This is a genomic window from Mesorhizobium sp. USDA 4775 (assembly GCF_054062655.1).
In genome coordinates this window covers 5677740-5703843 of the sequence record NZ_JBSSFM010000001.1, presented here as the reverse complement: position 1 = coordinate 5703843, position 26104 = coordinate 5677740, and the positions used below count along the sequence as shown (strand labels likewise).

Annotated in this window: 24 protein-coding genes, 1 tRNA gene and 3 pseudogenes; 11 read left to right on the top strand and 17 right to left on the bottom strand. The window is 61.7% G+C overall.

Annotated features, from left to right (window positions below; translation table 11 throughout):
* Position 1: 1 nt before the first annotated feature.
* Entirely contained in the window at positions 2 to 952 is a 951-nt protein-coding gene (locus tag ACVILI_RS28000) for a S1C family serine protease (RefSeq protein ID WP_038648814.1), read from the bottom strand.
* A 223-nt stretch (positions 953 to 1175) separates the two neighbouring features.
* Here ACVILI_RS28000 and ACVILI_RS27995 point away from each other — a divergent pair, with 223 nt between their 5' ends.
* The 3 genes from ACVILI_RS27995 to ACVILI_RS27985 all read left to right on the top strand — a co-directional run bounded on the left by ACVILI_RS27995 (position 1176) and on the right by ACVILI_RS27985 (position 3660).
* Entirely contained in the window at positions 1176 to 2048 is an 873-nt protein-coding gene (locus ACVILI_RS27995) for a S1C family serine protease (RefSeq protein ID WP_240564982.1), read from the top strand.
* A gap of 8 nt (positions 2049 to 2056) precedes the next feature.
* Positions 2057 to 2692 carry a helix-turn-helix transcriptional regulator gene (locus ACVILI_RS27990; RefSeq protein ID WP_038648811.1) on the top strand — a complete coding sequence of 212 codons (636 nt, stop codon included), beginning with the start codon at positions 2057 to 2059 and terminating at the stop codon, positions 2690 to 2692.
* Between the two features lie 101 nt (positions 2693 to 2793).
* Positions 2794 to 3660 (top strand): SDR family oxidoreductase, encoded by an 867-nt coding sequence (locus tag ACVILI_RS27985; protein ID WP_038648807.1) that lies wholly within the window; start codon positions 2794 to 2796, stop codon positions 3658 to 3660.
* A gap of 81 nt (positions 3661 to 3741) precedes the next feature.
* Here the strand turns inward: ACVILI_RS27985 and ACVILI_RS27980 are convergent, their stop codons facing one another.
* Entirely contained in the window at positions 3742 to 4260 is a 519-nt protein-coding gene (locus tag ACVILI_RS27980) for a TIGR00645 family protein (protein WP_019860440.1), read from the bottom strand.
* A 314-nt stretch (positions 4261 to 4574) separates the two neighbouring features.
* A pseudogene (locus ACVILI_RS27975) lies at positions 4575 to 6844 on the bottom strand (OmpA family protein).
* Between the two features lie 198 nt (positions 6845 to 7042).
* On the opposite strand from ACVILI_RS27975, the gene ACVILI_RS27970 reads away from it, so the two are divergent.
* On the top strand, positions 7043 to 7489 hold the full coding sequence (locus ACVILI_RS27970) for a YcgN family cysteine cluster protein (RefSeq protein ID WP_019860437.1): 447 nt from the start codon (positions 7043 to 7045) through the stop codon (positions 7487 to 7489).
* A gap of 205 nt (positions 7490 to 7694) precedes the next feature.
* A complete protein-coding gene (locus ACVILI_RS27965; RefSeq protein ID WP_083246865.1) occupies positions 7695 to 8081 on the top strand; it encodes a hypothetical protein in 387 nt (128 codons plus the stop codon).
* 300 nt (positions 8082 to 8381) lie between these two features.
* On the opposite strand, the gene ACVILI_RS27960 is transcribed toward ACVILI_RS27965, so the two are convergent.
* Complete coding sequence (locus ACVILI_RS27960) at positions 8382 to 9092, bottom strand: SIMPL domain-containing protein (protein ID WP_019860435.1); 711 nt, start codon at positions 9090 to 9092, stop codon at positions 8382 to 8384.
* Between the two features lie 135 nt (positions 9093 to 9227).
* On the opposite strand from ACVILI_RS27960, the gene ACVILI_RS27955 reads away from it, so the two are divergent.
* A tRNA-Ile gene (locus ACVILI_RS27955) sits at positions 9228 to 9303 on the top strand.
* A gap of 143 nt (positions 9304 to 9446) precedes the next feature.
* Here ACVILI_RS27955 and ACVILI_RS27950 read toward each other — a convergent pair.
* The 8 genes and pseudogenes from ACVILI_RS27950 to ACVILI_RS27915 all read right to left on the bottom strand — a co-directional run.
* Positions 9447 to 9935 (bottom strand): annotated as a pseudogene (locus tag ACVILI_RS27950) (tyrosine-type recombinase/integrase); the annotation flags it as partial.
* A 563-nt stretch (positions 9936 to 10498) separates the two neighbouring features.
* Positions 10499 to 10747 carry a hypothetical protein gene (locus tag ACVILI_RS27945; protein ID WP_084791785.1) on the bottom strand — a complete coding sequence of 83 codons (249 nt, stop codon included), beginning with the start codon at positions 10745 to 10747 and terminating at the stop codon, positions 10499 to 10501.
* 636 nt (positions 10748 to 11383) lie between these two features.
* Entirely contained in the window at positions 11384 to 11758 is a 375-nt protein-coding gene (locus ACVILI_RS27940; RefSeq protein WP_084791652.1) for a S1/P1 nuclease, read from the bottom strand.
* Positions 11655 to 11918, bottom strand: a pseudogene (locus tag ACVILI_RS27935) (hypothetical protein). The gene ACVILI_RS27940 and the pseudogene ACVILI_RS27935 overlap by 104 nt, the downstream one beginning before the upstream one ends.
* Before the next feature lie 8 nt (positions 11919 to 11926).
* The gene (locus tag ACVILI_RS27930) at positions 11927 to 12091 is read right to left on the bottom strand and encodes a hypothetical protein (RefSeq protein ID WP_240564881.1); all 165 of its coding nucleotides are present in this window, start codon (positions 12089 to 12091) and stop codon (positions 11927 to 11929) included.
* Positions 12088 to 12780: an SOS response-associated peptidase gene (locus tag ACVILI_RS27925; RefSeq protein WP_051726857.1), complete on the bottom strand. Its 693-nt coding sequence runs from the start codon at positions 12778 to 12780 to the stop codon at positions 12088 to 12090. Before ACVILI_RS27925 ends, ACVILI_RS27930 begins: the two co-directional genes overlap by 4 nt.
* 45 nt (positions 12781 to 12825) lie before the next feature.
* Positions 12826 to 13416 (bottom strand): hypothetical protein, encoded by a 591-nt coding sequence (locus ACVILI_RS27920; RefSeq protein WP_457102674.1) that lies wholly within the window; start codon positions 13414 to 13416, stop codon positions 12826 to 12828.
* 536 nt (positions 13417 to 13952) lie between these two features.
* Positions 13953 to 14243 (bottom strand): ribbon-helix-helix protein, CopG family, encoded by a 291-nt coding sequence (locus tag ACVILI_RS27915; RefSeq protein ID WP_038648787.1) that lies wholly within the window; start codon positions 14241 to 14243, stop codon positions 13953 to 13955.
* 229 nt (positions 14244 to 14472) lie between these two features.
* On the opposite strand from ACVILI_RS27915, the gene istA reads away from it, so the two are divergent.
* On the top strand, positions 14473 to 15984 hold the full coding sequence (gene istA / locus ACVILI_RS27910; protein WP_148307437.1) for an IS21 family transposase: 1512 nt from the start codon (positions 14473 to 14475) through the stop codon (positions 15982 to 15984).
* A 12-nt stretch (positions 15985 to 15996) separates the two neighbouring features.
* Positions 15997 to 16752: an IS21-like element helper ATPase IstB gene (gene istB, locus ACVILI_RS27905; protein WP_038646815.1), complete on the top strand. Its 756-nt coding sequence runs from the start codon at positions 15997 to 15999 to the stop codon at positions 16750 to 16752.
* Between the two features lie 63 nt (positions 16753 to 16815).
* Here istB and ACVILI_RS27900 read toward each other — a convergent pair whose 3' ends face one another.
* From ACVILI_RS27900 to ACVILI_RS27885, 4 genes are all read right to left on the bottom strand, one after another.
* A complete protein-coding gene (locus tag ACVILI_RS27900) occupies positions 16816 to 17193 on the bottom strand; it encodes a hypothetical protein (RefSeq protein ID WP_457102673.1) in 378 nt (125 codons plus the stop codon).
* A gap of 69 nt (positions 17194 to 17262) precedes the next feature.
* On the bottom strand, positions 17263 to 18006 hold the full coding sequence (locus ACVILI_RS27895) for a thermonuclease family protein (protein ID WP_457102672.1): 744 nt from the start codon (positions 18004 to 18006) through the stop codon (positions 17263 to 17265).
* A gap of 111 nt (positions 18007 to 18117) precedes the next feature.
* Positions 18118 to 18447 carry a hypothetical protein gene (locus ACVILI_RS27890; protein ID WP_038648782.1) on the bottom strand — a complete coding sequence of 110 codons (330 nt, stop codon included), beginning with the start codon at positions 18445 to 18447 and terminating at the stop codon, positions 18118 to 18120.
* 13 nt (positions 18448 to 18460) lie between these two features.
* Positions 18461 to 18838, bottom strand: a complete 378-nt coding sequence (locus ACVILI_RS27885; RefSeq protein ID WP_038648779.1) for an excalibur calcium-binding domain-containing protein — start codon at positions 18836 to 18838, stop codon at positions 18461 to 18463.
* 331 nt (positions 18839 to 19169) lie between these two features.
* Between ACVILI_RS27885 and ACVILI_RS27880 the strand changes: the two genes are divergently transcribed.
* From ACVILI_RS27880 to ACVILI_RS27870, 3 genes are all read left to right on the top strand, one after another.
* Entirely contained in the window at positions 19170 to 19928 is a 759-nt protein-coding gene (locus ACVILI_RS27880; RefSeq protein WP_276315446.1) for a S1/P1 nuclease, read from the top strand.
* Between the two features lie 433 nt (positions 19929 to 20361).
* Positions 20362 to 21942 (top strand): hypothetical protein, encoded by a 1581-nt coding sequence (locus ACVILI_RS27875; protein WP_148307417.1) that lies wholly within the window; start codon positions 20362 to 20364, stop codon positions 21940 to 21942.
* The gene (locus ACVILI_RS27870) at positions 21926 to 23134 is read left to right on the top strand and encodes a PAN domain-containing protein (protein WP_038648774.1); all 1209 of its coding nucleotides are present in this window, start codon (positions 21926 to 21928) and stop codon (positions 23132 to 23134) included. The genes ACVILI_RS27875 and ACVILI_RS27870 overlap by 17 nt, the downstream gene beginning before the upstream one ends.
* A gap of 337 nt (positions 23135 to 23471) precedes the next feature.
* On the opposite strand, the gene ACVILI_RS27865 is transcribed toward ACVILI_RS27870, so the two are convergent.
* Positions 23472 to 25997 (bottom strand): EAL domain-containing protein, encoded by a 2526-nt coding sequence (locus tag ACVILI_RS27865; protein WP_441936382.1) that lies wholly within the window; start codon positions 25995 to 25997, stop codon positions 23472 to 23474.
* Positions 25998 to 26104: the final 107 nt, after the last annotated feature.

Here is a 26104-nt window from a genome sequence, read left to right as displayed (position 1 = left end):
CTCAGCCCGCCCTTGCCGCCGGCGTCACCGCCACCTGGCTGACGCCGGTGCGGCGTACCACCGTGCACAGCGTTTCGCGGCCGATGCGCTCGGCGTCGAGCATGCGCACGAGGTCGTCGACGCCGGTGACCGGGCGCCCGTCGATAGCCGCGATGATGTCACCTTCCTTGAGGCCGGCCTTGGCCGCCGGGCCGTTCTTTTCGACGCTGCGCAGCCGCACGGCGGTGCTGGTCGACACTTGCGACAACAGCGCCGCGCGGCGCGGCAGATTGGTTGTATCGGCCGAGACGCCGATGAAGGCGCGCCGCACGCGGCCGAAGCGGATGATCTCCGAAATGACGAAATTGGCGGTGTTGGAGGCGACCGCGAAGGCAATGCCTTGCGCGCCGTGGATCATGGCGGTGTTGACGCCGATGACCTCGCCGGCCGACGACACCAGCGGCCCGCCGGAATTGCCGGGATTGAGCGCGGCATCGGTCTGGATGACGTCGTCGATCAGCCGGCCCGTAGAAGCGCGCATCGAGCGGCCGAGCGCCGAGACGACACCCGAGGTGACAGTCCATTCGAAGCCGAGCGGATTGCCGATGGCGATGGCGATCTGGCCGCGCCGCAGCCGCTTGGAATCGCCGAGCGGCGCGACGTCAGTGAAGCTGCCATCGGCGCGCACCAGCGCGATATCGGTGTCGGGATCGCGGCCGAGCACGCGGCCCTCGCTTGAGGCGCCGTCCGGCATCGACACGCGCACCGTCCTGGCGTCTCCGACGACATGGAAATTGGTGACGACCAGCCCGTCCGGCGCGATGACGAAGCCCGAGCCATGTCCACCCTGGCCGCCAATGCGCTCGATGCGGCAGACGGCCGGACCGATGCGGTCGACCGCGTCGGCGACCGTCATCGAATAGGCGTCGAGCAACGTCTCGTCAGATTGGAATTTGGCGGCGGCGAGGGCCATGGATGGGCTCCGTGTTTTCAGGCTTGATCGTGATTTTCCTGTTCGTGCCGTTATCCCGAAACCGCTGAGCACTTTTGGGCGGCACGCACTATATGTGCGGAGCGGCTGGAACGGCCGCGACCTGACCAGATGGCCAGTCAAACCGCCAACTAGCCGTCAGGCGAGTACCTCCAGGGGCGCCGTCGGGCGATATCTGGGACATGACGAACCCCAGGAGACATCCATGAGTGATTTCAATCTGAATGCGTTTTCGCAAGCCGTTGCCGACCTTGCCGGGAAGGCTGCGCCGGCAATGGCGAGCTTCGCCACCCATCACCATCGCACGGCAAGCGCCTTCCACTGGAGCGACGGTTATTTCGTCACCGCCGAGGAGGCTGTCGAGGCCGGCGAGGAGATCGAGCTGACGCTGGCTTCGGGCGTGACGGTGAAGGCCGAACTGGTCGGCCGCGATCCGTCGACGGGCGTTGCCTTGTTGAAGCCCGCGGATGCGGCTGGCGCGCCTGTCCTTGCCAGGGCCGATGCCGTTCGACCTGGCAATATCGCCATCGCCATCGGCAACAGCCAGGGTTCGGCGCTGGCGGTGTCGGGCTCGGTCGGCGAAGTCGGTCCGGCCTGGCGCTCGATGCGCGGCGGCACGATCGACCGCCGCATCCATCTGGCTGTCGGCGCCGGCGGCCGCTTCGAGGGCGGCCCGGTGCTGGACGCCAAGGGCGCGCTGATCGGCATGCTGTTATTCGGGCCGCGCGGCCGTGCGCTGGTCATGCCCTATGAGACGATCGAGCGGGCAGTGGCGACATTGCGCGAAAAGGGCCATGTCGCGCGCGGCTATCTCGGCGCCGGCCTACATCCGGTGCGCGACCGCGACGCCCATGGTGCGATGGTGATGAGCCTCGACGACGCCGGTCCGGCCAAGGCCGCCGGCCTGTCGCTGGGCGACATCATCGTGGCATGGAACGGCGAGGCCGTGCATGGCCCGCGCGACCTGATCCGTCGGCTCGGCCCTGACAGCGCCGGTGCTTCCGTGACGCTTGGCGTTGTGCGTGGCGGTGAACAGCGCGATGTGACATTGACCATCGGCGAAAAGCCGCTGAGCTGAGAGGATCGATGGAAACGCTCGCCGGCGACCGGATCGTGAGCAACAGCGCCGCCTCGCGGCGGCTGGTGGTGCTGGTTGCGCTCGGCGATGCCGCGCGCGCCGAGCGCCTGGCCGCCACGCTTGCCGCCAGCGACGACCTGCTGCCAGTGGTGGCCGGCGGCGGCAGGGCCGATGTCGCCATCATCGATGACAGGAGCGGAGATGCCGCGCCGGCCTCCATACCGCGCGTGCTGCTGTCAGGACGCACCGGCGGCGAGCGGCCCGCCGGCGAGGTGTTCGCGGTCATGCCCGCGAGCGCCGACGATCTGCTGATCGCCGCGGCGGTGCGGCTGGCGGCGGCCGGCTATCGCGTCACGGGCGAGGGCAGAAGCGGGCGCCATGAGGATTTCCATGCCGGCCAGGACGAGCCGTTCGAGGATGAGGTCCTGGACGAGCATGCCGCCCGTCCAGCGCTGTCGCCGCGCGAGGCCGAAGTGCTGGCGTTGCTCGCCGAAGGCGCGCCCAACAAGGTGATCGCTCGGCGGCTCAACATTTCCGTGCACACGGCGAAATTCCATGTCGCGGCGATCCTGATCAAGCTGGGGGCGGCCAACCGCACCGACGCCATCGCCATTGCGATGCGGCAGGGGCTGGTGCTGGTTTAGCCTCCGCTGCGTAACCCACATCCGGGCATCTCGGGCCTTGCGCTGTGGTCGCCCGCCGCGCAAAGGTTCGCGCCTGCCATTTTGCAAGGGAGGCGCAAGGAATGTCGCTCAAGGGAAAGACGCTGTTCATCTCCGGCGGGTCGCGCGGCATCGGGCTGGCGATCGCGCTGCGGGCGGCGCGCGACGGCGCCAATGTGACGATCGCCGCCAAGACCGCCGAACCGCATCCCAAGCTGCCGGGCACGATCTACAGTGCGGCGCAGGAGATCGAGCAGGCCGGCGGCAAGGCGCTGCCTGTGCTTTGCGACATCCGCGAGGAGGCGCAGGTGGCCGAGGCTGTTGCAAAGACGGTCGAGAAATTCGGCGGCATCGATATCTGCGTCAACAATGCCAGCGCCATCCAGCTCACCGGCACGCTGGAGACCGACATGAAGCGCTACGACCTGATGCACCAGATCAACACGCGCGGCACCTTCCTGGTCTCCAAAATGTGCATTCCACACCTAAAGTTAGCCGATAATCCTCACATCCTGAATCTGGCGCCGCCGCTCGACATGAAGGCCAAGTGGTTCAAGAACCACGTCGCCTACACCATGGCCAAGTTCGGCATGTCGATGTGCACGCTGGGGATGAGTGCGGAGTTCGCCAAGGACGGCATCGCGGTCAATTCGCTGTGGCCGATCTCGACCATCGACACGGCGGCGGTGCGCAACCTGCTCGGCGGTGCGACGGTCGCGGCGATGAGCCGTTCGCCCGACATCATGGCCGACGCCGCGCATGCCATCTTCATGCGGCCCTCGCGTGAGACATCAGGCAATTTCTACATCGACGAAGAGGTGCTGCGCGCCGAGGGCGTCAGCGACTTTTCGATCTATGCGCCCGGCGCGACCGGACCGCTGGCCGGCGACTTTTTCGTGCCGGACGAGGTGTTTGCGAATTCGGAGACGAAGGTCAGAAGCATTTACTGACTGGAACCACGCCCTGCCGGCGCTGCCCTTCATCCGCCTGCCGGCACCTTCTCTCCGTATAGTGACGGGCGAGAGGGAGCCTCACACCTCTTCCTTCTTGCCTTTGCTCAAACCCATCAGCCTGTCGATATAGGCCAGCATCAGCGCCGAGACGACGAAGGCAAGGTGGATGATGGTCAGCCACATCAGCTGGTCGGTCGAATAGGAGGATGAGTTGAGGAACACCTGCAGGAGGTGAATGGAGGAGATCGCGACGATGGTCGAGGCGACCTTGACCTTCAGCGAGCCGACATCGATCGTGCCCAGCCAGTGCACGCCGCCGCCGTCCTGGTCGTCGAAGCGGCTGACGAAGTTCTCGTAGCCCGAGATGATGACCATCACCACCAGCGAGGCGACCAGCGCGGCATCGATCAGGCCGAGCATCTTCAGGATTGTGTCGGTGTCGCCGAGCATGAATACCGTGGTGATGAATTCGTAGAGCTTCTTGCCGAAGGACAAGGCATAGACGGCCAGTGCCAGGCCGAGCCCGATATAGAAGGCGACCAGCAGCCAGCGCGAGGCGAGGATGATCGATTCGATGGCGAGTTCGAGACGCTTCATGAATGGTTCCGGTTGTTCCCTGGTCGGTGGCCGTATTTCGGCCAGGCCGATGCTTTTTGCAAGAGAGCAAAAAACCCCGCCGGAGAGGGCCGGCGGGGCTCAATGCATCCCGCTGGAGTCGGGACGGGGCAGGGAACGCCCAGCCCTGAATCTGGGGTCAGCAAGCCTGTGATTCAATGAGCCGGTTCCGATGCCGGTACAAATCTTCTTGAGCCCGGTGCCGGGATCCGAAGCTTTCCCATCCCCGATCGAGTCGGGGATGGGTGCTTCTCGCCTTGAGTCCGCAAGCCAGGTCATGGTTTTGAAATCATGACCTAATTGTTGCTGGCGACCGGTGCCACCAGCGAGGTGATGCGGCGGATGGCGACGCGCCGGTTCTCGCGGTTGGGCGCCGAGGTGTTGACCTTCAGATACTGCTCGCCATAGCCCTGCGTCGTCAGGTTCTCCGGTGGGATGCCGAAGGCATTGGTCAGCGCTTCGGCAACCGCTTCGGCGCGGCGGTCCGACAGGGCAAGGTTGGCTTCCGGCGTGCCGACGGCGTCGGTGTGGCCCTCGATCAGGAAGGTCTCGGCCGGGTTCTTCTTCAGCAGTTTCTCCATGGCGCTAGCGACGCCCTCGAGCTTCTGCACCTCGGTGTCGGAGATCGAGGAGGAGCCGAATTCGAAGTTCAGCGTGTCGAGGTCGACGCGGCGTGCGATGTCGCGCACGCGGGCCGAACGCTTGACCTCGTCGATCGAATAGAGACGCTGGACCCTCTCCACTGGCGGCTGGTCGAGGAAGGTGTAGTAGTCGTCATCGCTTTGGACATCCTCGGAATCGAGGATGTACTGCCGGCGTGGGATGTTGAGCCGCATCGGCGGCAGGTCGTCGCCGGGATCGCGCCAGTCGCCGTCATCCTGATAGTTCCGCTCGTCGACATAGCTCAGCACATATTCGCGCCCATCCGGCGTGATGCGCGAACGCTGGATGACATCGCCGTAACGGTTGCGGATGGTGACGATCTGGACGCCATTGTCGCGTTGGACCGTCTCGCGTGTACGGCCCTGCGACAGATCCTCGTAATAGACGTCCTTGGCGCCGCGGTTCATCCGCGAGCCCTCATTGCTCTGGACGATCGTCTGGCCGCCGAGCTGGATGATGACGCGGTCGCCAATCTCCTTGAGCACGTCGACGCCCTTGGGACGACGGCGGTCGCGGATGTTCTCGTCGGGCGCCCGGTCGAGGCGCTTGCCCTTCTCTTCCGTTACCGGGACGAGCTTTTCAGGCTTGATCTCCTGCTGGGCTGCCTTGTCGTCGGCTGGAGGCGGACCCTGGTCGACAGGAGCAACCACCGGCTTCTGGCCCTGGTCGCCGCCTTGCTGGGCGTTCTGGCCACCATTCTGCTGTTCGCCATTCTGCTGGCCGTTCTGGTCGCCATGCTTGCGGCCGCCGCCCTTGCGCTGGGCATCCTTCTGGCTGTCGAGGATGGGTGCAGCGTTCTTGTCGGCGGGCGCTTCGCCCTGCACGGGGTTTTCCCCCTGGGCAGGCGCGGCCGTGTTGCCATTGGCGGGCTGTTCACCGGTTGCCGGCTTCACGCCATTGGCCGGTTGCTCGCCCGTCGCGGGCTGCTTGCCCGCCTGCGGTTGTTCGCCTGTCGCCGGCTGCTCGCCATTGGCGGGCTGTTCGCCCGCGGGCTTCCTGCCGTGCTTCTTTGTCTTGTCCTGGGGCTGCTCGCCCTGGGTCGCGGGCTGTTCGCCGGCAGGCGCGGGTTCAACCTTCGGCGTCACGGCTTGGCCGGCCGGAGCTTCCTTCGGCGTGGGTGCGGCTTCCGGCGTCACCGCCGGGGCAGCAGGCGCCTCCTTCTGCTGCTCCTGCTTGTGTTTCTTGCCGGGCTTGACTGGCTGGTTGTCGTTGGCGGGCTGTGTCTCACCAGCCGGAGCCTGTTCGGCTGGCGCCTGCTCGGTCTGCTGCTGCTGATCGCGCTTCTTCTTGCGCGGCTGCTGCTCTTCTGCGGGTGCCGCCTGTTCGGCCGGCGCCTGCTCGGTCTGTTGCTGCTGGTCGCGCTTCTTCCTGCGCGGCTGCTGCTCTTCTGCGGGTGCCGCCTGTTCGGCCGGCGCCTGCTCTGTCTGCTGCTGCTGGTCGCGCTTCTTCCTGCGTGGCTGCTGCTCTTCGGCGGGGGCTGCCTGTTCGGCCGGCGCCTGCTCTGTCTGCTGCTGCTGGTCGCGCTTCTTCCTGCGTGGCTGCTGCTCTTCGGCGGGGGCTGCCTGTTCGGCCGGCGCCTGTTCGGCCTGTTGCTGCTGTTCGTGCTTCTTCTTGCGGGGCTGCTGCTCCTCGGCGGGTGGAGCAGGCTGAATTCGGCAGCCGGGGCTGCCTGCTCGGCCGGCGCCTGTTGGGCCTGCTGATCGCGCTTCTTCTTGCGCGGCTGCTCCTGGTCGGTCGGCTGTGCCTCGTCGGTCGGTGCGTCCTGTGCCAGGATCAGCGGCGTTCCACCGCCTTGCGTGGGGTCGAACGCGGCACTTCCCTGAAGCGGGAACGCGCCCAACGGCGCGGATGCCATCAACAGGCCAAGTGCGGTGCCTGCCAGAATCCGTGGTTGGCGTTTCATCGAAAACTCTCCTTGTGGGGTCCCATCCTTGCCGAAACCGATCTTAGCCCGATTGGTTCCAGTTTGGCGGGGATAGACGCCGTAAAGGGCGTTTGGCCGGCCTTTTGAAGGCAACTTCGTGTCATTCGGCCCGGTTGCGGCCGCATTTCAACCGTTGTCGCGCTTGACCTTGGCGATGGCTGGGGCCACATCCCCAAAATGGAAACGCCGTTCTGGAAAACAAAGACGCTGGAGCAGATGAGCCCGGCCGAGTGGGAATCGCTGTGCGATGGCTGCGGCAAATGCTGCCTGTCGAAGCTCGAGGACGAGGACACCGGCGAGATTTACTGGACCAGCGTCGGCTGCCGGCTGTTCGACGCGCAGACCTGCCGCTGTTCAGACTACGCCAACCGGTTGGCGCGCGTCCCCGATTGCGTTGGGCTGACGCCGCAGAATGTGCGCACCATCAGCTGGTTGCCAAGCACCTGCGCCTACCGGCTGGTGGCCGAGGGCCGCGATCTCTATTGGTGGCACCGGCTGGTGTCGGGCAGCGCCGAGACCGTGCACGAGGCCGGCATCTCGATGCGCGGCCGGGTGAAGGCGAGCGAGACCGACCTAGCCGAGCCTGAAGATTATTTTGATTATATGCTCGACCACGAGCCTTGAGGTCCGTTCCGCACAGCTCCGAACAAGGAATACGAGCAACAACGTTTTGAGCGCGCATTGCTCGAAACCTGGCGAAGATTTCTTTTTCCCGCCATATGAACCGCAGATGAACGGCGGGTTCGTAAACAGTTCAGACAGGCTGGTGCATTCTCCCATCATCGCTTTCAAGAGGACGGGCACAAGCCCGCAACAAGGAGAGAAGACCATGTTCAACACGGTGAAAACGGCAGCCCTCTCGGCCCTGGTCGGCCTCAGCGCGCTGACAGCCATTCCCGCCCATGCCGACAGCCTCTATCTCGGCTTCGGCAACAACCAGGATCCGCGCTTCGGCGTCTACGCCGGCGACGACGGCTATCGGCATCGCCGCGATGAGCGCCGTGACGACTGGCGCGGTGACGATTGGCGCCGCGACGGCTGGCGCCGCGGCTGTTCGCCGGATCGCGCCCTCGACAAGGCGGAGCGCATGGGCCTCTACCGAGCCCGCATCGTCGACGTCAACCGCCGCGTGGTCAAGGTCATGGGCCGCCAGGACGGCGACCGCGTCGTCGTCGTGTTCGCCAACCAACGCGGTTGCCCGGTTATCTATCGCTGAAGCTGCAAATCGGAGTGGCATCATCTTCTTCGAAGATGAGCCTGGAGACGTGATCCCTACGGGGTCAGTCTGGAGACACGACCTTCTATGAAGGTCGGTCTGGAGGCATCATCTTCTTCGAAGATGAGCCTGGAGACATGACCCCTACGGGGTCAGTCTGGACTAGCGGAGCCCCTGTCCCATCGGGCGGGTGCGGCTCGAAAAACCCCCGCGGGAGCGATCCCGCGGGGTTTTTCATACATGCGCCGGCCGACAATCCATGGCTGGGCGAAGAGCCCGGCCATGGATTGTCGGAGCTGGTTACTTCAGTTCGAAGGTGACGGTCACCTGGACGTTATAGGCGTTCTCGCCGGCCTGCACCGGCGCGGCGCCTGCCGCGGCGTCGAAAGCCTTGGCATTGATCGGCATCGGTGCCGGCCTGATGTTCTGATCCGTGATCTCGAGCACCTTGCCGAGGCTGACGCCGGCCGCCGCGGCAAGCGTCTTGGCCTTGGCCACGGCGTCGGCCACCGCTTTCTTGCGCGCCTCGGTGACGGTGGCCGCCGGATCGTCATTGGTGAAGGCGATACCGCCGCCCTGGTTGACGCCGAGCGAAACAGCCTTGTCGAGGATCTCGCCCGTCTTGTCGATGTCGCGCACGCGGACCGAAAGCGTGTTGGTCACCTGGTAGGCGACGAGCTCGCCTTCCTGGCTGCCATCGGGTTTGTTGGTGTAGTTGTAGCGCGGGTTGATCTGGATGCCCGCCGTCTGCAGGTCGCGATCCTTGATGCCTGCCGCCTTCATCGCCGCGATCACGGCGGCCATGGCGTCGTTGTTGGCATCGAGTGCGGCCCGCGCCGTCTTGGCTTCGCGCATCACGCTGAGCGACAGCAAAGCCAGGTCGGGAGGGGTGGTCGCTTCGCCTTCACCCGAAACAATGATGCGGGCGGGCGTCGGCGAATCGGCGGCTCCAGCCATCGCCGGAAAAGCGATTGCAGCGGCGAGCGCGAGGGGCAAAAGATGTCTGGTCATGAAAATCTCCTTGGTCTGCGATCCAGTCGCAAGAGGTCGCGTAGAGCGCGATTATGGGTTGATTTGGGCGTTCCGCGAAAGCCCGTCGGGAAAGCCTTGTGCCGGAAAGCGAAAGACATTAATCCAGCCCACGTGGGGCCTGTAGCTCAATGGTTAGAGCCGGCGGCTCATAACCGCTTGGTTGGGGGTTCGAGTCCCTCCGGGCCCACCATTATCGTTATTTATCAATGGCTTATTGGCAGGTTCGCCACGAGGTTCGCCAACAGGTGCGCCAAGCAGTGGTTTGCGCGTTACCAGCCGTACGACTCGGTCCATGCCCTGCACAGCCAAACGCACCTGCGACGCTTCCCGGGAGTAGAGCTCTGCATGGTCGATGTCGTCGTGGCCGAGAACGTCCATCATCTGCCTGGTGGATGCCTCCGCCTCGGCGAGATAGACCCCGAGTGATTTCCTCAGACCGTGCAGTGTAAGTCCCTTCGGCAATCCGGCGAGAGCGCACCAGTGTGCCATGGCGCCGGTCAGGGATTTCGCCGAGAAGGGCTGGCCATATCCCGTGACTAGAACGGTTTCGCCGCGCCGGTCCGCGGCATCGAGGATCTCAGCGAGCATGGGAGTCACTGGAACGAAAAGCCGCTTGCCGCCGGTTCTTCCCTTGTTCTTGGCCTGAACAATATCAAATCCGTCGAATTGGCGCTCGACACCCTCGACCAGCACACGGTGGGTTACGCGCTGGTCCCATCGCAAGCCTGCGACATCGCCTCGACGATTGCCAAGCCAAAGCGCAAGCCCATAGCAAGTGCGCGCGGAAGTGCCGACTGGCCAGCGCCGCTCGAATTGTTCCATTGCTTCGCGAGGCCATGCCTTCCAGCCGGTATAGGCAGGCCGCCATTCAACCGAGGCTGTAGGGTCTAACTCGATCCAATCCTGGCGCAGCCCGACATAGACCAGTTTGCGAATTGCGACCAACAGGTGCTTGGCCTTGTGAGGCGTGGCAATGAAACGGCCCAGAAGTTCTTCGACATGGGCACGCCTGAGATTCTTGACCGGCACGTCGCGCCAGGTGAGCGGATGGTCAGGCACTACTCGCAGGTCCAGGAACTCGTCGATTAGACGAATGTTCTTTCGTCTTGTCGCTTCGTCGTGGGCCAGCCATTTGACCGACACTTTTAGCCTCTGGGTGGCCGCGCCGAACGTTCCAGGCAAGGCAGCGCCCGGCATCCTGACGACCGGCGCCTTAGGGGCTTTTCGGCCTTCGACGGCGGCTCGATAAGCCTCCTTGAATCCAGGCTGATTAGGTGCAGGCAGGCCGACCACGCGCTCCTTGGTTCGATAGCGCCAGCGGACTTTGCCGTGGCGATCGGTATAGGAGGAGAGGCCAGGATATTTATCCGTCATCGCAAACGAATCTATTCCTTTCTATGATTCCCCTGCAACAGAAAGTCGACGATATTCTCGTCGTCGTCGCCAGGCAGGTCGGCAAATGCCGCCTCAAGTTTGATACGATCCCAAATTACTCGGCCGTCCACCTTCTTTGGGCTCGGCATGCGACGGTCCGCAACCATCTGGTCGAACTTGGTGATCCCGACGCCGACGTACCGGGCCGCTTCCTCGCGGGAGAGACCGCGCGGGGGATAGGACAGAGGATCGCTCTTCACCGCTTCATCCAAGGTTTCGATGCATAAGACTGGCCTTGGCTAGCCCCCCATGATCATAGAAGGAAGAGAGGTGATCCGATCATTCGGCAAATCGCGGCCGCGACCTGTAAATAGGATAGTCGCCTTCAGCCATGTTTCGCCGATCATGAGAGTTGGGGGTTCGAGTCGGGAGAGCGCTACCGCCTTTCCCCCCACTCATCGAACCACCAGTTCCGGCTTCGTTGCTGCGGCTGAGCGAGATAAGTCGAGCGGCGACAATGCCTTTGGTCGCCGAAGGCAGAGCGTCGTCGCCGATCAGCAGCTGCGAACGGGAATTGCGCGTGGTCTCGGCTAGTCCTGACGCAATAAATACGGACCGCCGCGGACGGGGACAGTCGGTCCCGCGTCCCGTCCTGCGGCCGGCGCTATGCTGACGCTCCTACGGCTGTCCCGTTCACCGCCCGCGGCGGGGGCGAATTTCCTTCGTCCCACGCGCGACAATTGTCCGCTGCTGCGGACGCGCGCCGGACTGCGGTTTATACGCCGTCTTCCTTAGAGCGCCGACGGCCGCCAGCGCGCCGAAGAGACCTAAGCATGGATGATCTCCAGGCATTCGGGTTTGCCGCCGGCCCACCGGCCGCTCTGTGGTCATGCGCGCTACTTCAAAGCCTCATTGAGAAGATTGGCCAAGCGCGCAGCCGCAAGCGGCAATTGAAGCTTCGCGGCATCGCGCGCCTTGGTCTCGTATTTGCGCGTGAGTTCAGCTTGCTGGACAACATTGCCGTTGGCGTCGAGCACAGGTGACGCGTAGGCGGTGGCAATGGCGAGCTTGTTGCTCTCGTTTGTCCAGGTCTGGACGTCGGTGATCCCCGCTACGGCACGGCACGAATAGGCCGTATCGAAAGTCTCGCTGTAGGCGAGGGCCGGCCTATTCCATGTCCGGGACGTCGCCGCTGACAAACAGCGTAGTCGGAGGGCCGTAGTCACCAAGCGCCGGATCTGCGTCGCGGCTGCAGGCGATGACCCCCACATGGCTGGAAGCGAGCATCTTGGCGGTACGGATGGCCCGATCCTCGCTTTGCTGATCGGTTGGGCCCTAGGCGGTGAAAAGCTCACCGTCATCGGCGCGGTCGAAAGCGACGACAACGATCAGCTTGGGCTTCGTCTGTGTGGGCAAGACGTGGTCGGACATGATTGCTCCTAGAGGAAGTGCTCGCCGTCGGCGCGGTGCTCAAAACAGAACCAGTGCGGTCGCGCAAAACCCCAGCCGGCATTCTTGCCGCAGCCGGCGTGCTCGCAGATGTGATGCTGGATGCCCGGCGGCGTCACGTGCGCCGGCCGCGGGAGCCCGATCTCATCACTCATAGCAGCTTGATTTGTTTGATGAGCCCTGCATGGTCGTTGGGCTGCTTGTTGATGGCCGCCGCGTTCACGTCGCGGCCGACCCGATAGAACTGAAGGCTTCCGTCGATGTCGTGGCTGAGAATGTCCTTCAGGTCACCAGCAGACGTCTTGGGATCAAGCCAGGCGTCATAGTAGGCGGGATCGAGAATGAGCGGCTGTCGATCGTGGATATCATTGATAGGCGCCGCCGACGGTTCGGTGATGATCGTGCAGCTGGTGATGTCGAGATTTGAATTGTGGGCCCATAGGCCCGCGAACGAAAATGGCGCGTGGTCTGGCTGAAAGATGTGCCAAGGGTCCTTGCCGCCGTCGGCGGGGCTCTTGGTCCATTCGTAATAGCCATCGGCCGGGATGAGGCAGCGCTTCGATTTGAATGCGTCTCGATATGCCGGCGTCGTGTCGACACCTTCGATGCGCGCATTGAACATCTGGCCCTTGGGCATTTCCTTTGCCCAGAACGGCACCAGCCACCAGCGGCCTGAGCGCAGCTTGTGATTTCCATCGTCAGCCGCGGTGATGAAAGGCACTTCATCAGTCGGTGCGATGTTGTAGCGAGGCGCATCGTTGCGACCGATTTCCGCCGGCGCAGTGAGGCGGTAGAGCCGGTGGATTTCAGACCAGGACAGGTATCGCGTGTAGCGACCACACATGCTGCTTCAGCCCTCTCGTCTCAAAACGCCTGCGGCAGAAAGCTGTCAGCCTGCAGTCAATGCAATCGCGGGGTTGGCAGGTGGCTTCTCCATGTGCAGCCGGCCATCGCGACAACGCCATGCGGCCACGCTTATGTTATCGTCGTCGTCTTCATCGCGCTCCGGCTCAATGATGCGGGCATCGCAGGGTTCTTGGTCGATCTCAATCTTCCAGGCCTGAAGGGATTTCTGGGTGATCTCTGCCACGTCGGCCAAATTGGCGGTGAGATAGGGCAGGCCTATCTCGGCCGCCTCTTCCAGTGTGCCCGGCTCATTGACCCAGCCCATGACGTAGCAGATGTCGATGTCGAGCTGCCGGTCAGGACCGGTGGCCGTTTCCAGCCGTTTTATGATCTCCCCATAGCGCCGCTGTCTGTCTGGCCAGGTCGCCAAATTGGCTGTCTTCACCTTTGGTTCGACTGGTCCCATACCCAAGGCTCGGCGCCTGACTATCTTGTCTTCGGGCCAGCCGGCACAGCATGCTTCGCAGGCGGCGCGCTCGGCGTCGAGCCAGACGTTGGCTGCCGCCCGGTCCTCGTCGGTTGGCTCTTTGCCTTTGGGAAGTCCGTCCGTGTCCCAGAGGTCGACCGTGAACATGGCGCTCAAAGCGTCCTCGATAGATACCTCAGATCGTGCAAAAACTGCCTCTGCGGCCGCAACCCCGCGGGCAAGTTCTTCGGATGTCGCGTTCTCAATGACCAATCGAAGGGGCATTTTTTCGCCTCCTGTGGCTGTCCGGCCAACAGTGAACGAAAAGAGAACAATGAGTCAAGAGGAGCCTTGACGACAGAGGAATATGTTCCTCATTTCAGGATATGCCGGAGCAACCAGAAAAATGGCCGAAGGGCGTCCCGCGGACACTGATGCATGCCCACAACGCTGGGCAGGTCGCGCGCATCCGTTGCGGCCATTGCAATATCAAGCGGTTCTATAAGCCGGCCGAGCTCAGGGAGGTAATCGGCAATGTTTCGATCGATGACGTTCGAACAAAAGTCCGGTGCGAAAAATGCGGACGGAAGGAATCGATGAACGCCGAACTGTTTCACCCGGTCGGGCAGGAGCTGGAGACCATTCGCTTCCGGCGCCTGATTGAGATCAGGTGGGAGCGGCGCGTGGTCTGGCGGGATGAATGACTATGCGTTCCCGTCCGTTTCGTTCTCCTCATCAACGACCCGAACGGGAAGGTACGCGTTGGCCTCCAGCCACTCGCGCAAAACGATCTGAATGACGTCCGATCGACTCAATTTCATCTCGGCGGCGATGCTGTCCAGCGCATCCTCGGTTGCTGGGTCGAGTGACACGCCTGCGACATTCCTGAGCATCAAAGCCGCGCGACGAAGGATGATCTGCAGATCCGGCCGCGACATGTCCGCTATGCGATCCGCGACACCTTCAAGCTCTTCTGCAAAGGACATGCGGGTCATGGTCGGCCGTTGCGCCGCTCTCTGCGCGCCCTTGTGCGGATTCCGACGTGAAGCCGGCCGCCATTCCGATCAAACACCGGCCACCATTCCGGTATGAAGCCGGCCACCATTCCAACCAAAGACCGGCCGGTTTTCGGCACTGAAGATTACCTCCTGGGTCAGCAACTTTGGCATCAATTACCTCGCGATGAACGAGGACATTTTGATGCCGGCAAAGAGAAGGCTGACCATGAGACAGTTGAGACAAATGCTTCGGCTTGCCGGAAGCGGGACCAGCTCCCGCGAGATTGCGGTCGTGCTGGGAATAGCACGCAGTACGGTGCAGGATAATCTGCGGCGCGCAGCGGCAATCGGGTTGAGCTGGCCCCTGCCAGGCGAGCTGACCGATGACGCGCTTGAGAACAAACTCTTCGCTCGCAATGGCGTCAAGCAGGGCACGCGGCGGCGCACAGAGCCGAACTGGGCCCATCTTGCCGTCGAGCTCAAGAAGCCGGGCGTCACGCTCCTCATCTTGTGGGAGGAGTATCGAGGAAGTCATCCCGACGGATATGGCTACAGCCGGTTCTGCGAGCTCTTTCGCAGCTTCGAACAGCGGCTTTCGCCGACGATGCGCCAGGAACACGCCGCCGGCGACAAGGTCTTCGTCGACTATTCCGGCAAGAAGATCCCGATCGTTGATCGAGACACCGGCGAGATCCGTGAGGCGGAGATCTTCGTGGCAGTGCTGGGTGCGTCCAGCTTGACCTATGCCGAAGCGACCTGGACCCAGACACTGCCGGATTGGATTGGTTCACACGTCAGGATGTTTCGTTTCTTTGATGGCGTTCCCCGCCTGATCGTCCCCGACAATCTGAAGTCGGGCGTCAGCCGCGCCAGCTTCTACGATCCCGAGATCAATCGCAGCTACGGCATGATGGCATCCCATTATGGCGTCGGCGTTCTTCCGGCACGGCCGCGACGGCCGAAGGACAAATCGAAAGTCGAGAACGGCGTGCGTTTCGCCCAGTCATGCATTCTGGGGCGGCTGCGCAACCAGACCTTCTTCTCGCTGGCCGAGGCCAATGCCGCAATTCGCCAGGCACTCAATCGCATCAATGATCACGTCATGCGTCGGCTGGGCGTCAGTCGCCGGCAACTGTTTGAGAGCGTCGAGCGTGCTGCGCTGGCAAGCCTTCCGAGCGAAGACTACGAATTCGCCGAGTGGCGTTTGGCCCGCGTCTCGACGGATTACCACGTCGAGTTCAAGACCTTCTTCTATTCCGTACCGCACAACCTCATTCGTCAGCAAGTCGATCTGAGGGCAACGGCACGCACCATCGAGATCTTCCACCGCGGCAAGCGCATTGCCGTCCATCAGCGCCGCTATGGCGGCCCTCGTCATGGGACGGATCCGGATCATATGCCCAGCTCCCACCGGCGATATGCCGAGTGGACGCCGGATCGTTTCCGTCGCTGGGCCGCATCCGTCGGGCCCGAGACGGAAGGCTTGGTTGTCGCAATCCTCGCCAGCCGCCCACATCCTGAACAAGGCTTTCGAACATGCCTGGGTGTCCTTCGCCTGTTTCGCGATGTCACACGCGATCGCGCCGAAGCCGTCTCAGCCCGCGCTGTCGAGATCGGTGGGCTGAACTGCAAGAGCATCGCCTCGCTCATCGCCAATCACAAGGCCGCAAGGCATTCCACCGAACCGACCGCCATCGTCGATCACGCCAATCTGCGTGGCCCTGATTACTTCCATTGAGGAGACATACCAATGCTCATCCATCCGACCATCAACATGCTGCGCGAACTCGGCCTTCATGGCATGGCCACTGCCTTCCAGGAACTCGACGCACAATCCGAAGCACGCGGCCTCGAGCATGGCGAATGGCTTGCCATGCTGCTCGAGCGCGAGGCTACCATGCGCCGCCAGAAGCGTTTCGAAGCCCGCGCCAGAGCTGCAAAACTTCGCCATGACGCACAGATCGAGAATGCCGACTTTCGTGCCGCACGCGGTCTTGATCGCAATCTGTTCATGGCGCTCGCCGGCTGCGACTGGATCAGAAAGCATCACAGTCTTCTCATCACCGGGCCGGCCGGCGTCGGCAAGAGCTGGCTGGCCTGTGCGCTTGGCCACAAAGCTTGCCGAGAGGATTTCTCCGTCGCCTATCACCGCGTTCCCCGGCTGTTTGCAACGCTTGCCCTCGCGAGAGGCGACGGACGTTATGGCCGGATCCTCAAGCAACTCGCCAAAACCGACCTTCTCATTCTCGATGACTGGGGACCGGAAAAACTCAATGATGACCAGCGGCGTGATGTGCTTGAGATCATTGAAGACCGCTACGAACGCCGATCGACAATCGTCACCAGTCAGCTGCCCCTGGATCGCTGGTACGAGATCATTGCAAACCCAACCCTGGCCGATGCCATCCTGGACCGCCTCGTTCACAACGCCTATCGCATCGATCTCACCGGTGAAAGCATGCGAAAACAGCGCTCGCCGAGAGCGTCCGAAACAGCGCACGCTTGACCTGAAACGAAACCCAATCCAAACATCAACGAGACCCAGGATCAGTCCGAAAAATGGCCGGCTTCAAATCGGAACACCGGCCGGAATGAAATCGGAATGACTGGCCGGCTTCAAATCGGAATCGATGGCCGGCTTCGTCGGAATACGCACCCTTGCCTTTTCCAGCTCATTGGGGATGTAGGCGGTGGCGTGTTCGGTCGCTCGCCTGATGTTCTCACGCTGCCGTTCAAGCGCCTCTGGAGAGTGGTGCAACTCGGGAACGGTCGCGTAGCCTGCCGCGGTTGTCGACAGCGGTTTCCAGACCTCGGGACCCACCGAAGGCCCTTGAACTGACTGTCCTTTGACCAGCCCGAGTGCAAGTGAAAAGAGCGAACGTCGCATCTCGTCAGAATTGCGGAAACCCCATGCAAGCGCAAGCTTCGCGGCCTCGGTAGCGTTCATCCGTCCAACGTGCAAAACGCCGCCGGAAAGCAACTGGCATCTTGGTGGTTCTTGTCCGCTAGCTGCTCCCTAGCACAGGCCCTCGCAGGGGATTCCGTCCTTGTCACGATCGAGCTTCCCGCCCCACGAACAGTTCTGCAGGTACCAGTTGGCTTCGTCGCACGAGCCGATCTGTGAACACGTCCGGCGAGGCTCACACGAATAGCCGCTTTGCGCGACCAGCCGGCGGCTGATGATGCCGTGCGGCTGACTGGACGGCGCGATGCCTTCGTTGAGCGTAGCGCGCCAATCCCAAGGCGCCTGAAACGTTCCGGCCCACAGCCCGACTTTGGCCGTCTCTGCTTTCGTCTGCAGCTCACCGTAGGCGCCGTGGCTGTAGCGGGGCCAATCCAACGCCTGGCCATGCCCAACCATCCAGACGGCGACACTGACGCCATCGGCGCGCCGGCAGTCGCCGACGAAGCGGTGATAGCGGTCCCATGCCACAAAGGTGCACTGAACCGGCCTCGAGGCCGCCAGGAAGGCCTCCAGCGCTTCGGCCGACCGACGGCCGCATGGGTATTCGAAGCCCTTGGCATCGTCGCAATACTGCCGGCTCTCCGGAGCGTCGATCCCGTTGAAGCGGATGCGCTGGCCATGGATCTCGATTGTGTCGCCGTCGATGACCGACGCGACGCCGGCGATGGGGTCTGGCCTTGCGCCAAGCAGGTTCGACAGATTGAGTTCCGGCAAGCCGTCGCTATGTCGCCAGACAGTCTGCGCTGCGAGAGCGCCGGCCGCGGCCAGCATCACGAAGATCAGGCGCAGCGGCACGCTTGCCCATCGGCGAGCGCGGCTTTGCCTCGCGCCGGTCCGCTTGCGCCATTGGTCGGATCGGTTGTTGTAGCGAGATTTATCCAAGCCCTTTCCCCAAAGGTCCATCAATCAGAATGGCTGCCAGCATCGAATGCCCAAAGCCTCTGCCAGCGAGCACTTCATAACCTTCGTTTGCATATCGCCTGCATTCATGATCTCGAGCATGTACTCGCCTTCGGCGCAGCGGATTGTCCAGTAGCCAGCGTCGGAGTCGGTTGAATCTCCCATGTAGATCATCTTGCTGGCGCCCGTGCAGGCCTCGGCGTTCACGATGATAGCTTGCAGGGCCCTAAGGCGATCTGGTTCAGGTAGGCGCGAGACGAGGTCGAATGCCCGACCAGCAAGGGCCTGATTGGCCAGCAGGCACAGCAATATTGCAGGTAGGCCAAGGCGAAACATTCTGTCTCCGTGGCTACTCACATCCGATTCCATCGTGATCGCGATCGAGCCGGTTCGGATCGGGGCCAGTAACCGTCACTCCATGAGGCACGACCGGATTGTTTCCTTTGCCGCCTGCGCAGTCCAAATCGGCGCCACCGGTTGGCACCGCCGCAGCGTTCGCAGCCACGCCTCGATACCTGAGGACTACCGCGGCGGCATGCGCGCCATCGCCTTCGATGTGGGTGTTGTCGCTATTCGGATTGAACGGGTCGACCGTCTGCAAAAGCGTGTTAGCATGGCCGGCATCGCCAGCGGCGAGCGTCACAGTATCGTAATGGTTCAAGTAGTCGGCTGCGCAGCCTGAGATACGCACTGCGAACAACACGCACGAAAATTCGCGCACGCGCATAACTAAATTTCCCCAACCCAAGCAAGATCATGCGCTATTTGCCTGTTGTTGTCGAATCTGGATGAGGGCGAGCGCCTTTGTGAAATAGGCCACTGTCGTCATCCCCACGACGCCTACAGTCGCTAGATGAGAAATGTAGGCTCAGGGAGGAATACATGCGCCGCGCGCTCGTCTTTGGTTCCGTTCTTTCATTGATCCTGTCGTCTGCACCAGCTTTGGCCTGGTGGGACGGCGGCCACATGCAGATAGCTGCGGTGGCCTATTCGAAGCTGACGCCAGCGGCGAAAGCCAAGGCCGACGCTCTGATCAAGCTCAATCCGGACTACGCCAGTTGGACTGCCGGAGTGCCGGAAGACAAGAAGGCACAATACGCCTTCATCCAGCCGCCGTTTGGGCGGACGATATCAAGGACCCTGCTCGCGGCTACACCAAGGACGACGACACGCCCACGGGCCAGAACATCGGTTATGCCGACAAGAACATGCACCGCTACTGGCACTTCAAGGACGTCCGTTTCTCCACAGACGGCACGCCATTCTCTGACGCCGATCCGATCAATGCCGTCTCGCAAATGAAGCTGTTCATCGCCGCGCTACCAGCGACGTCGGCCGCTTCCGATGACATCCGCTCGTACGACATGGTCTGGCTGCTGCACCTGATCGGCGACATTCACCAGCCCCTGCATGCGACCGAGCGAATGTCGGCAATCAACACCGACGGCGACCGCGGCGGTAACGAAGTCAACGTGATACCGGCGACCGGCGAAACGACCGATCTGCACGCCTACTGGGATCGAATGTTCGGTGGCTACGTTTCCGTTCCCGGGGCGATCTTCGACGCAAACGACAAGGCCGGCATTTCCAAGCTCCAGGTCGACAGCGCCAAGGCCAAGGTTCTGGATCCGGACGTTTGGACGCAAGAGAGTTTTGTACTCGGCAAGAAGTTCGCCTATGCGGAGCCGGTGTTGAACGAAAACACGGTGGCAGTGCTGACGCGGACCTATGAAACCGATGCGCGCAACGTCTCGCGGAGCCAAGCCGCGCTTGCCGCGGCACGGCTGGCCAATGTCCTCGACGACGCATTCAAATAGACGAATGGAACATTAGCGATTTCGGATTGCTAAGTTCACGTTTCGGATCCCGCTGCTTGGCTCCGTCGCAGGCTGGTGGGCAAACATCGGCCGGCCGGCGTCACCAGTCCCCTCTCGTGGCGCGGTCGTAGGCGTTCAACAGGGCACGATCAGAGCACAGCGTGATCAAGCGCAGGTAGGCGTGTCAGGTGTGTGCGGATGCTGTTGATTCAGTAGCATCGAAAAAGCCGTGACAATCTGGGGGAGGAAGAAGGGCTTCAGATCTCAGATCTTGGTATAGTCGTTGCGCAAATCGCCCCTGCCTTAACTACGACTCGCGATATTTGCCGATTACCGATTCAGAACAGTTGCGAACATAGTTACTTTTCTGTGTAATGCCGTCAGGTCCGTGCGTGTGGGTTTGCCGGATCGGGGGCGTAATATGCAAACAACGATGAGCCAAAAGCTCGCGACCTATGGGCAGTGGACCTATAGGGGGGCGTGGGCGCTTGAGCTCGCAGCGGCGACTATCGGTCTAACGACTGGCGTGGCTCTTGGCTATCAAGCTTTCGCGGCGAGCGAGTCCGTCACTGCGATGGATCTGACGCTGGCAAGTGCACCATTTTTGATGGTCGCCATTGCCGAACTTACCAAAATCCCAATTGCCACGCTGCTTTTCAGCGTATCTTGGGTGTGGAAGCCCATAGTGCTCGTCTTTCTGTTGATCCTCGCGGGCATCACGTTCGAGACCGTTTTTATGGGAATGGAGCGTGCAGGCGCCCTTCGTCAGCTTCGCTACGAAGATTTGGTGAACAAGATTGACGCGCTCGAACAGGAGGCATCGAAACTTGCCTCGGTAGATGAACTCGGTAGGAAAGCTGATCAGGTTGACCAGGCTCGCGCCGAATTTGAGGAGATGACCGCCCTTGCCGAAAAGTCCCGTGCTGGCTTCCAGGCACAAATTGCGGAGGTTGACGCTGAATTGCAGGGGGCAACAGCTCTTACTCCAGAGGCATCTCGTGTTCGAGACCAGATCGAGGAAAAGAATACGGTTCGATCGTCGCTGATTGAGCAGCGTGATGCTGAGATCAAAGACGCCGTCGACCAATTTGAGCGCCAGCGCGACAGCTTCGTCCAGCGCATCAAGATGGCGCGAGACTCAGGCGACAGCGATTCAGCCCGGAAGTTGGAGGATGAGGTCGCCAAGCTGGCAAATCCAAGGTCCAAAATCGGCGCCAAGTTCGACGGTCAAATAGATCCGCTGGATCAGGAAATAGCGTCACTTCGATCGGATTTTGATCGGCTACGCGCGAGCAGTCCGCCGATGACGGCCGACCAGCGGCAAAAGCTTACAGATCGGCGATCGAATCTCGAGCAGATACGCGATGCAGACGCCGCGAGTTGGCAGAGACGACTTGAAGAGGCGGGCAAGAGGCTGGCCGAGGCCCAGGGCGCTGAAGCCAACAAAGCGACCGTGGCCGCGCAAAATCAGGTTAGGCAGGATCAAATAGCCAAGGAACTCGCGGCCCTGGAGAAGGAGCGGATTCCAATGGCGCGCACCGACCAGGTCCGAAGGATAGCTGCGAGATGGTACGGTGCAAAGCCAGAGCAGGTAACTCCTGAACAGGCAGGTGTGATCTCAGTCATTTGGTTTAGTTCGCTAGCCGTGATCGCCGCACTCGCTGGGCCAATCACGGCGATGGTGGCACTCGCTCTTCAGCGAATAGCCGCTCGCGGCGAAGTCCAGTCCCGAAGCCGCTTGTCTTCGCTCATTCGCCACATGCTCTTGAGATGGCGGTGGCGCCGCATTCGGACGATCGAGGTGCCGGTCGAAAAGATTGTCGAAAAGGAAGTCGAGAAGCGCGTCGAGGTCCCCGTCGAGATTGAAAGGGTCATCAAGGAGATCCTCTACGTTCCGCTGTTTACCGATGATCCGGAGGTGCTTCGAACGGCTCTGAATCAGGAGCTGCCGCCAGATGTTGCCGATCTGGTGAAGTTGTCGATGAAGGGGCAGGGCAATGCTCGTCCGGCATAACACTGCTCTTCTCGAGCAGGCGGTCGGCCTCATCGTAAAGCGGTCTGCCATACCGACACTACAGGCCGAGGCCGCAGCTCAGGAGAAAATCTCCAAAGCGGCTGCATTACGTCGGATTGCGACCGGAGGTGCAATTGCCGTAGCAGCAATTGGGATCGGCTTGGGCTTGAAGCTTGGACTTTGGCAGAAGGTCCCCACAATCCCAGAACCGAACACTCCGCGCGTTGAAGTGCCCGCAAAGCCCGCCGAAACCAAAGCAGATAAGCCTTACATCCCACTGCCTACTCCACGGCCCACACAGGTGCCGACGCCGCCAACGCCTCCAAAGGAACCTGATGTCGTCACCGTGGACTTCACGAAGTTCGCCACCAAGACGATCGACTTCCAGGGAGACAAATGGGAGTTGATTTCAGGCCATCACTTCAAGGACGAGAAAGACAGCTCCTGGGACACTGCGTGGTGTTACTCGCGTCGGATAGTCAATGGCGTCGACGTAAACGTTCAACTGGTAAACAGGCTGGGTCCAGAAACGCAGCCTGTCTCACCCATATCTGCGCCCGAGACTTTGGCACAGGTCGGTCTAACAGATGCTACGGCAATTCAGCTGGCAACGAATTGTGCGTGGCTCGATGGTCGTACTTTTGTAGCCGCGGATTTTGCCACCGATCCTCGTCGACAGGTGGGTGGCGTGCCTCCGCAGCCTCCGGTCTTGTCAACAGCCACCGATCCTGACACCGGCTTTGTCGTCGTATCGGGCTGGGACGCGATTGGAAACGACCTACCCAACATGCCTATCCGAGGCGTCACTGCCGAGCAGTGCCAGAGCGCTTGCGATCACGATTTTACGTGCTTGGCGGTTACATACAACACCAAATACCAGGCCTGCTTCATGAAAGGTGACGCTTCCGTCCTTGTGAAGAGCGAAGAATCTGTGATGGCGGCGAAGAAGGTTGTCGAAGGTAATCTGCACTACTCGAATCTGGTATTCGCAAAGAACACCGAGGTTTCTGGCGCATCCTATTGGACAGGACAACTAAGGTATCCAGACTGCATCTTGCAATGCGCGAATGAAAAGTCGTGTATGGGGTTCAATTTCCGTAGCAAGGAAACGTCGTGCACGCTATTCAACAGCGTCACTCAATCATCCGACAACGTGGCAGTGGCCTCAGGAATTAAGAGCGTCGAGAATTAGCAGGGCGGCCTCCGACCGCAAGCTGCCTGTCTGGAATGCGCCTCATATGGCCATTGCGATCAGCTTTCCCCACATACCAGAAGCGGACGTCGTCGGCCGGGCGCAGGTCAGGGTTGCGCCAATACCGGACCGAGTTGCCGCCGGCCATTGGGCAGGAACTCCTGTGTCGGGCGGGCTTCTTGTTTTTGTACGCCTTCGCGTTGGCTTTCAGCCTCCTGAGCCGAGGGAACAAGAAGCAACAGGATCCCGCCATGCTACCGGGCGAGCGCGATCCGTTGGACGGTCGTTCCGGCCGCCGATAATGCCCTCTGGCGTGGCCGTTGCGCAGCAACCGTTCCTATGCCGCCGGTACAAACCCTGGTGATGGGGTGCAGCCCGCCGCCCGCTCAACCGCCATCAGAAGTTCGTTGGTGGGCATAGCCCGGCCAAACAGGTAGCCTTGGCCTTCGTGACAGCCGAGAAGACGAAGGGTCGCTGCCTGCTCTTCGCACTCAATTCCCTCGGCGACAAGTTTGAGCCCAAAGCCCAGACCGAGGCCAACGATTGCCTTGACGATGGCTGCGTCGCCGACGCTGGTTGCCATTCGGTCGACAAAGGCGCGATCGATCTTGAGGCGCGTAAGGGGGTACTCGGTGAGCATGCTAAGCGAGGCATAGCCGGTGCCATAGTCGTCGAAGGCCATGCCGACGCCGAGTTCACGAATGTTAGTTAGCGTCACGAGCGTCGACGGGTCTTGGTTGAGGATTATCTTCTCGGTTATCTCGATCTCCAGCAGTTCTGGAGGCAGCTCGTTTTCCTGGAGCTGCCTCGCGATCGTCTCTGTCAATCCTCCGGCCTTCATCTGGGCCGAGAATAGATTGACGCCGATCCGCAGGGGGCGACCGGCGCGATGGAGCCGCGACGCAACTGCTGACGCGGTGGCGATCGTCCAATCACCGACCGCCGCCGCCACCGGACTCGGCTTCAGCACCGAGAGAAATTCCGCCGGCTGCAGAAGTCCCCTTTCTGGATGCCGCCAGCGCAGGAGTGCCTCGGCACCGACCAGGCAGCCGGTGGCGAGGTCGACCTGTGGCTGGTAGTGCAGCTCGAACTCGGCGTTGGCAAAGGCTCGGCGTAGCTCGGCCTCGAGGTCGATCTCCCGCTGAACTTCTTCTTTCATTCCGGGGGTAAAGAATCTTTCCGTTCCCGGCTGCTCCGCCTTCGCCCGATACATCGCGAGATCGGCGTGGGCCATTAGCTCGGCGGCTGAACTTCCGTGGTCCGGGGACCGGGCGATACCGATGCTTGCGGTCAGGAACACCTTTCGCCGCGGCAGAAGAAAAGGCTCTGCGCACACTTCCCGGATGCGGCCGATGAACTCAGCGAGCGAACCCGTCGTCGATCCCTCAGGTACGAAGACAGCAAACTCGTCACCACCCCAACGAGAGACGGTCGCGTCTGGAGGGGCCACCTCTGCCAGCCTTTTCGCCGTCGCGCGGAGCAGCAGGTCGCCGACCGCGTGGCCGGCGGAATCATTCACCTTCTTAAACCCGTCAAGGTCGAGAAGGATCACCGCACCAGCCGCCTTCCGTCTGATCGCCGCATCGACGATCTCGCCGAAATACAGCCGATTGGTGATGCCGGTGAGCTGGTCGAAATGGGCGAGTTCGAAAAGGCGGTTCTCGGCAGCTTTTCGCTCCGTGATGTCCTCGGCGACGCCGATCAGTCGGTAGACGCAGTCTGCTTCGTCCCTGATCGCAACGCTTCGGTCGTGAATCCAGCGAGTCGCGCCGTCAGGCCGTGTGATCCTGTATTCTACATCGTAGCCGACCTCGGCCTGCTGCTTAACCCGCCTTTCCGTTGCCTCGCGGTCCTCGGGCACGATCGCTTCGAGGTACGCGACTGGCCGCTCGTAGACCTCCTCAACGGTCCGCCCCCAAACGGTCTCATAGGCGGGGCTGATATATTCGACCTTCGTCTTGTCCGCATTCGTGATCCAGAAGACCTCGCTAAGGTTCTCTGCGATCTGGCGGAAGCGCAACTCGCTGATCCGAAGCGACTCCTCGGCCCGGCACCGTTCGGTGATGTCTTCGCCGGAGCTGAGGATACCAGTGGCCTTGCCGCTTTCATCGATAAGGAGCTGGTTGTGCCAGCTGATGATCCGTTCTTCCCCGCTCTGGGTAACGATCTCATTCTGGAAATGCTCGACAGCCGGCGTGGTGCCGTCGAGAAACGAATGGAATGCGGCTCGCATACCTAATCGCTTCGGCGCGGGAATGAACACGTCGATCCAGTTCCGGCCGAGGAGTTCGTTGGCGGCTCGATAGCCGAGCACCTCGCACCCCTGCCGGTTGACGAGCGAAATCGTCTCGTCGGCCGCGAAGACCATCATCATTACCCCAGCTACATCGAGATATCGCTGGGCGGTGTCTCGTTCACGGGCGATGTGGGCGGCCATCGTCCGCTGGTGTTCACGCTCCTGGATCGCCCGGCGTGTGTCGGTCATCTCGACAAAAGAAGTGGCGAGGGCCGGCCGGCCGTCGATGGCGATTGTCGATCCCCGCACCTCCAGATCGATGATCGAGCCGTCTTTCCGAACGCCGCGAAACGAATATTCCGAGGTAGTTGTCTCGCGGCTGAGGCGCTCGTTCATCCGGTTCCGAACCATCTCCCTATCGGTATCGACGACGAGGTCGAAGGGGGAGAGCTGGATGAATTCTTCTTCTAAGTAGCCGAACAGCTCGCAGCATTTCTGGTTGGCATAGAGAAACCGGGTGTCGAGCACGATCGTCATGCCGACCAACGCGTGGTCGGCCAAGTCTTCAAAGACAGCCGAAAGCTGATTGTGAGAAACGGCCCGGAGGTGATCCATCGTGATACTCATCGCTGCTCGCAGACAGAATGGACAGTGAGCGCCATGGCTTAACGAAAGGTTCGACATTCCGTGCAAGTTGCATCAATGCCCGATGGAAGCGATGCAATTGGGCCATC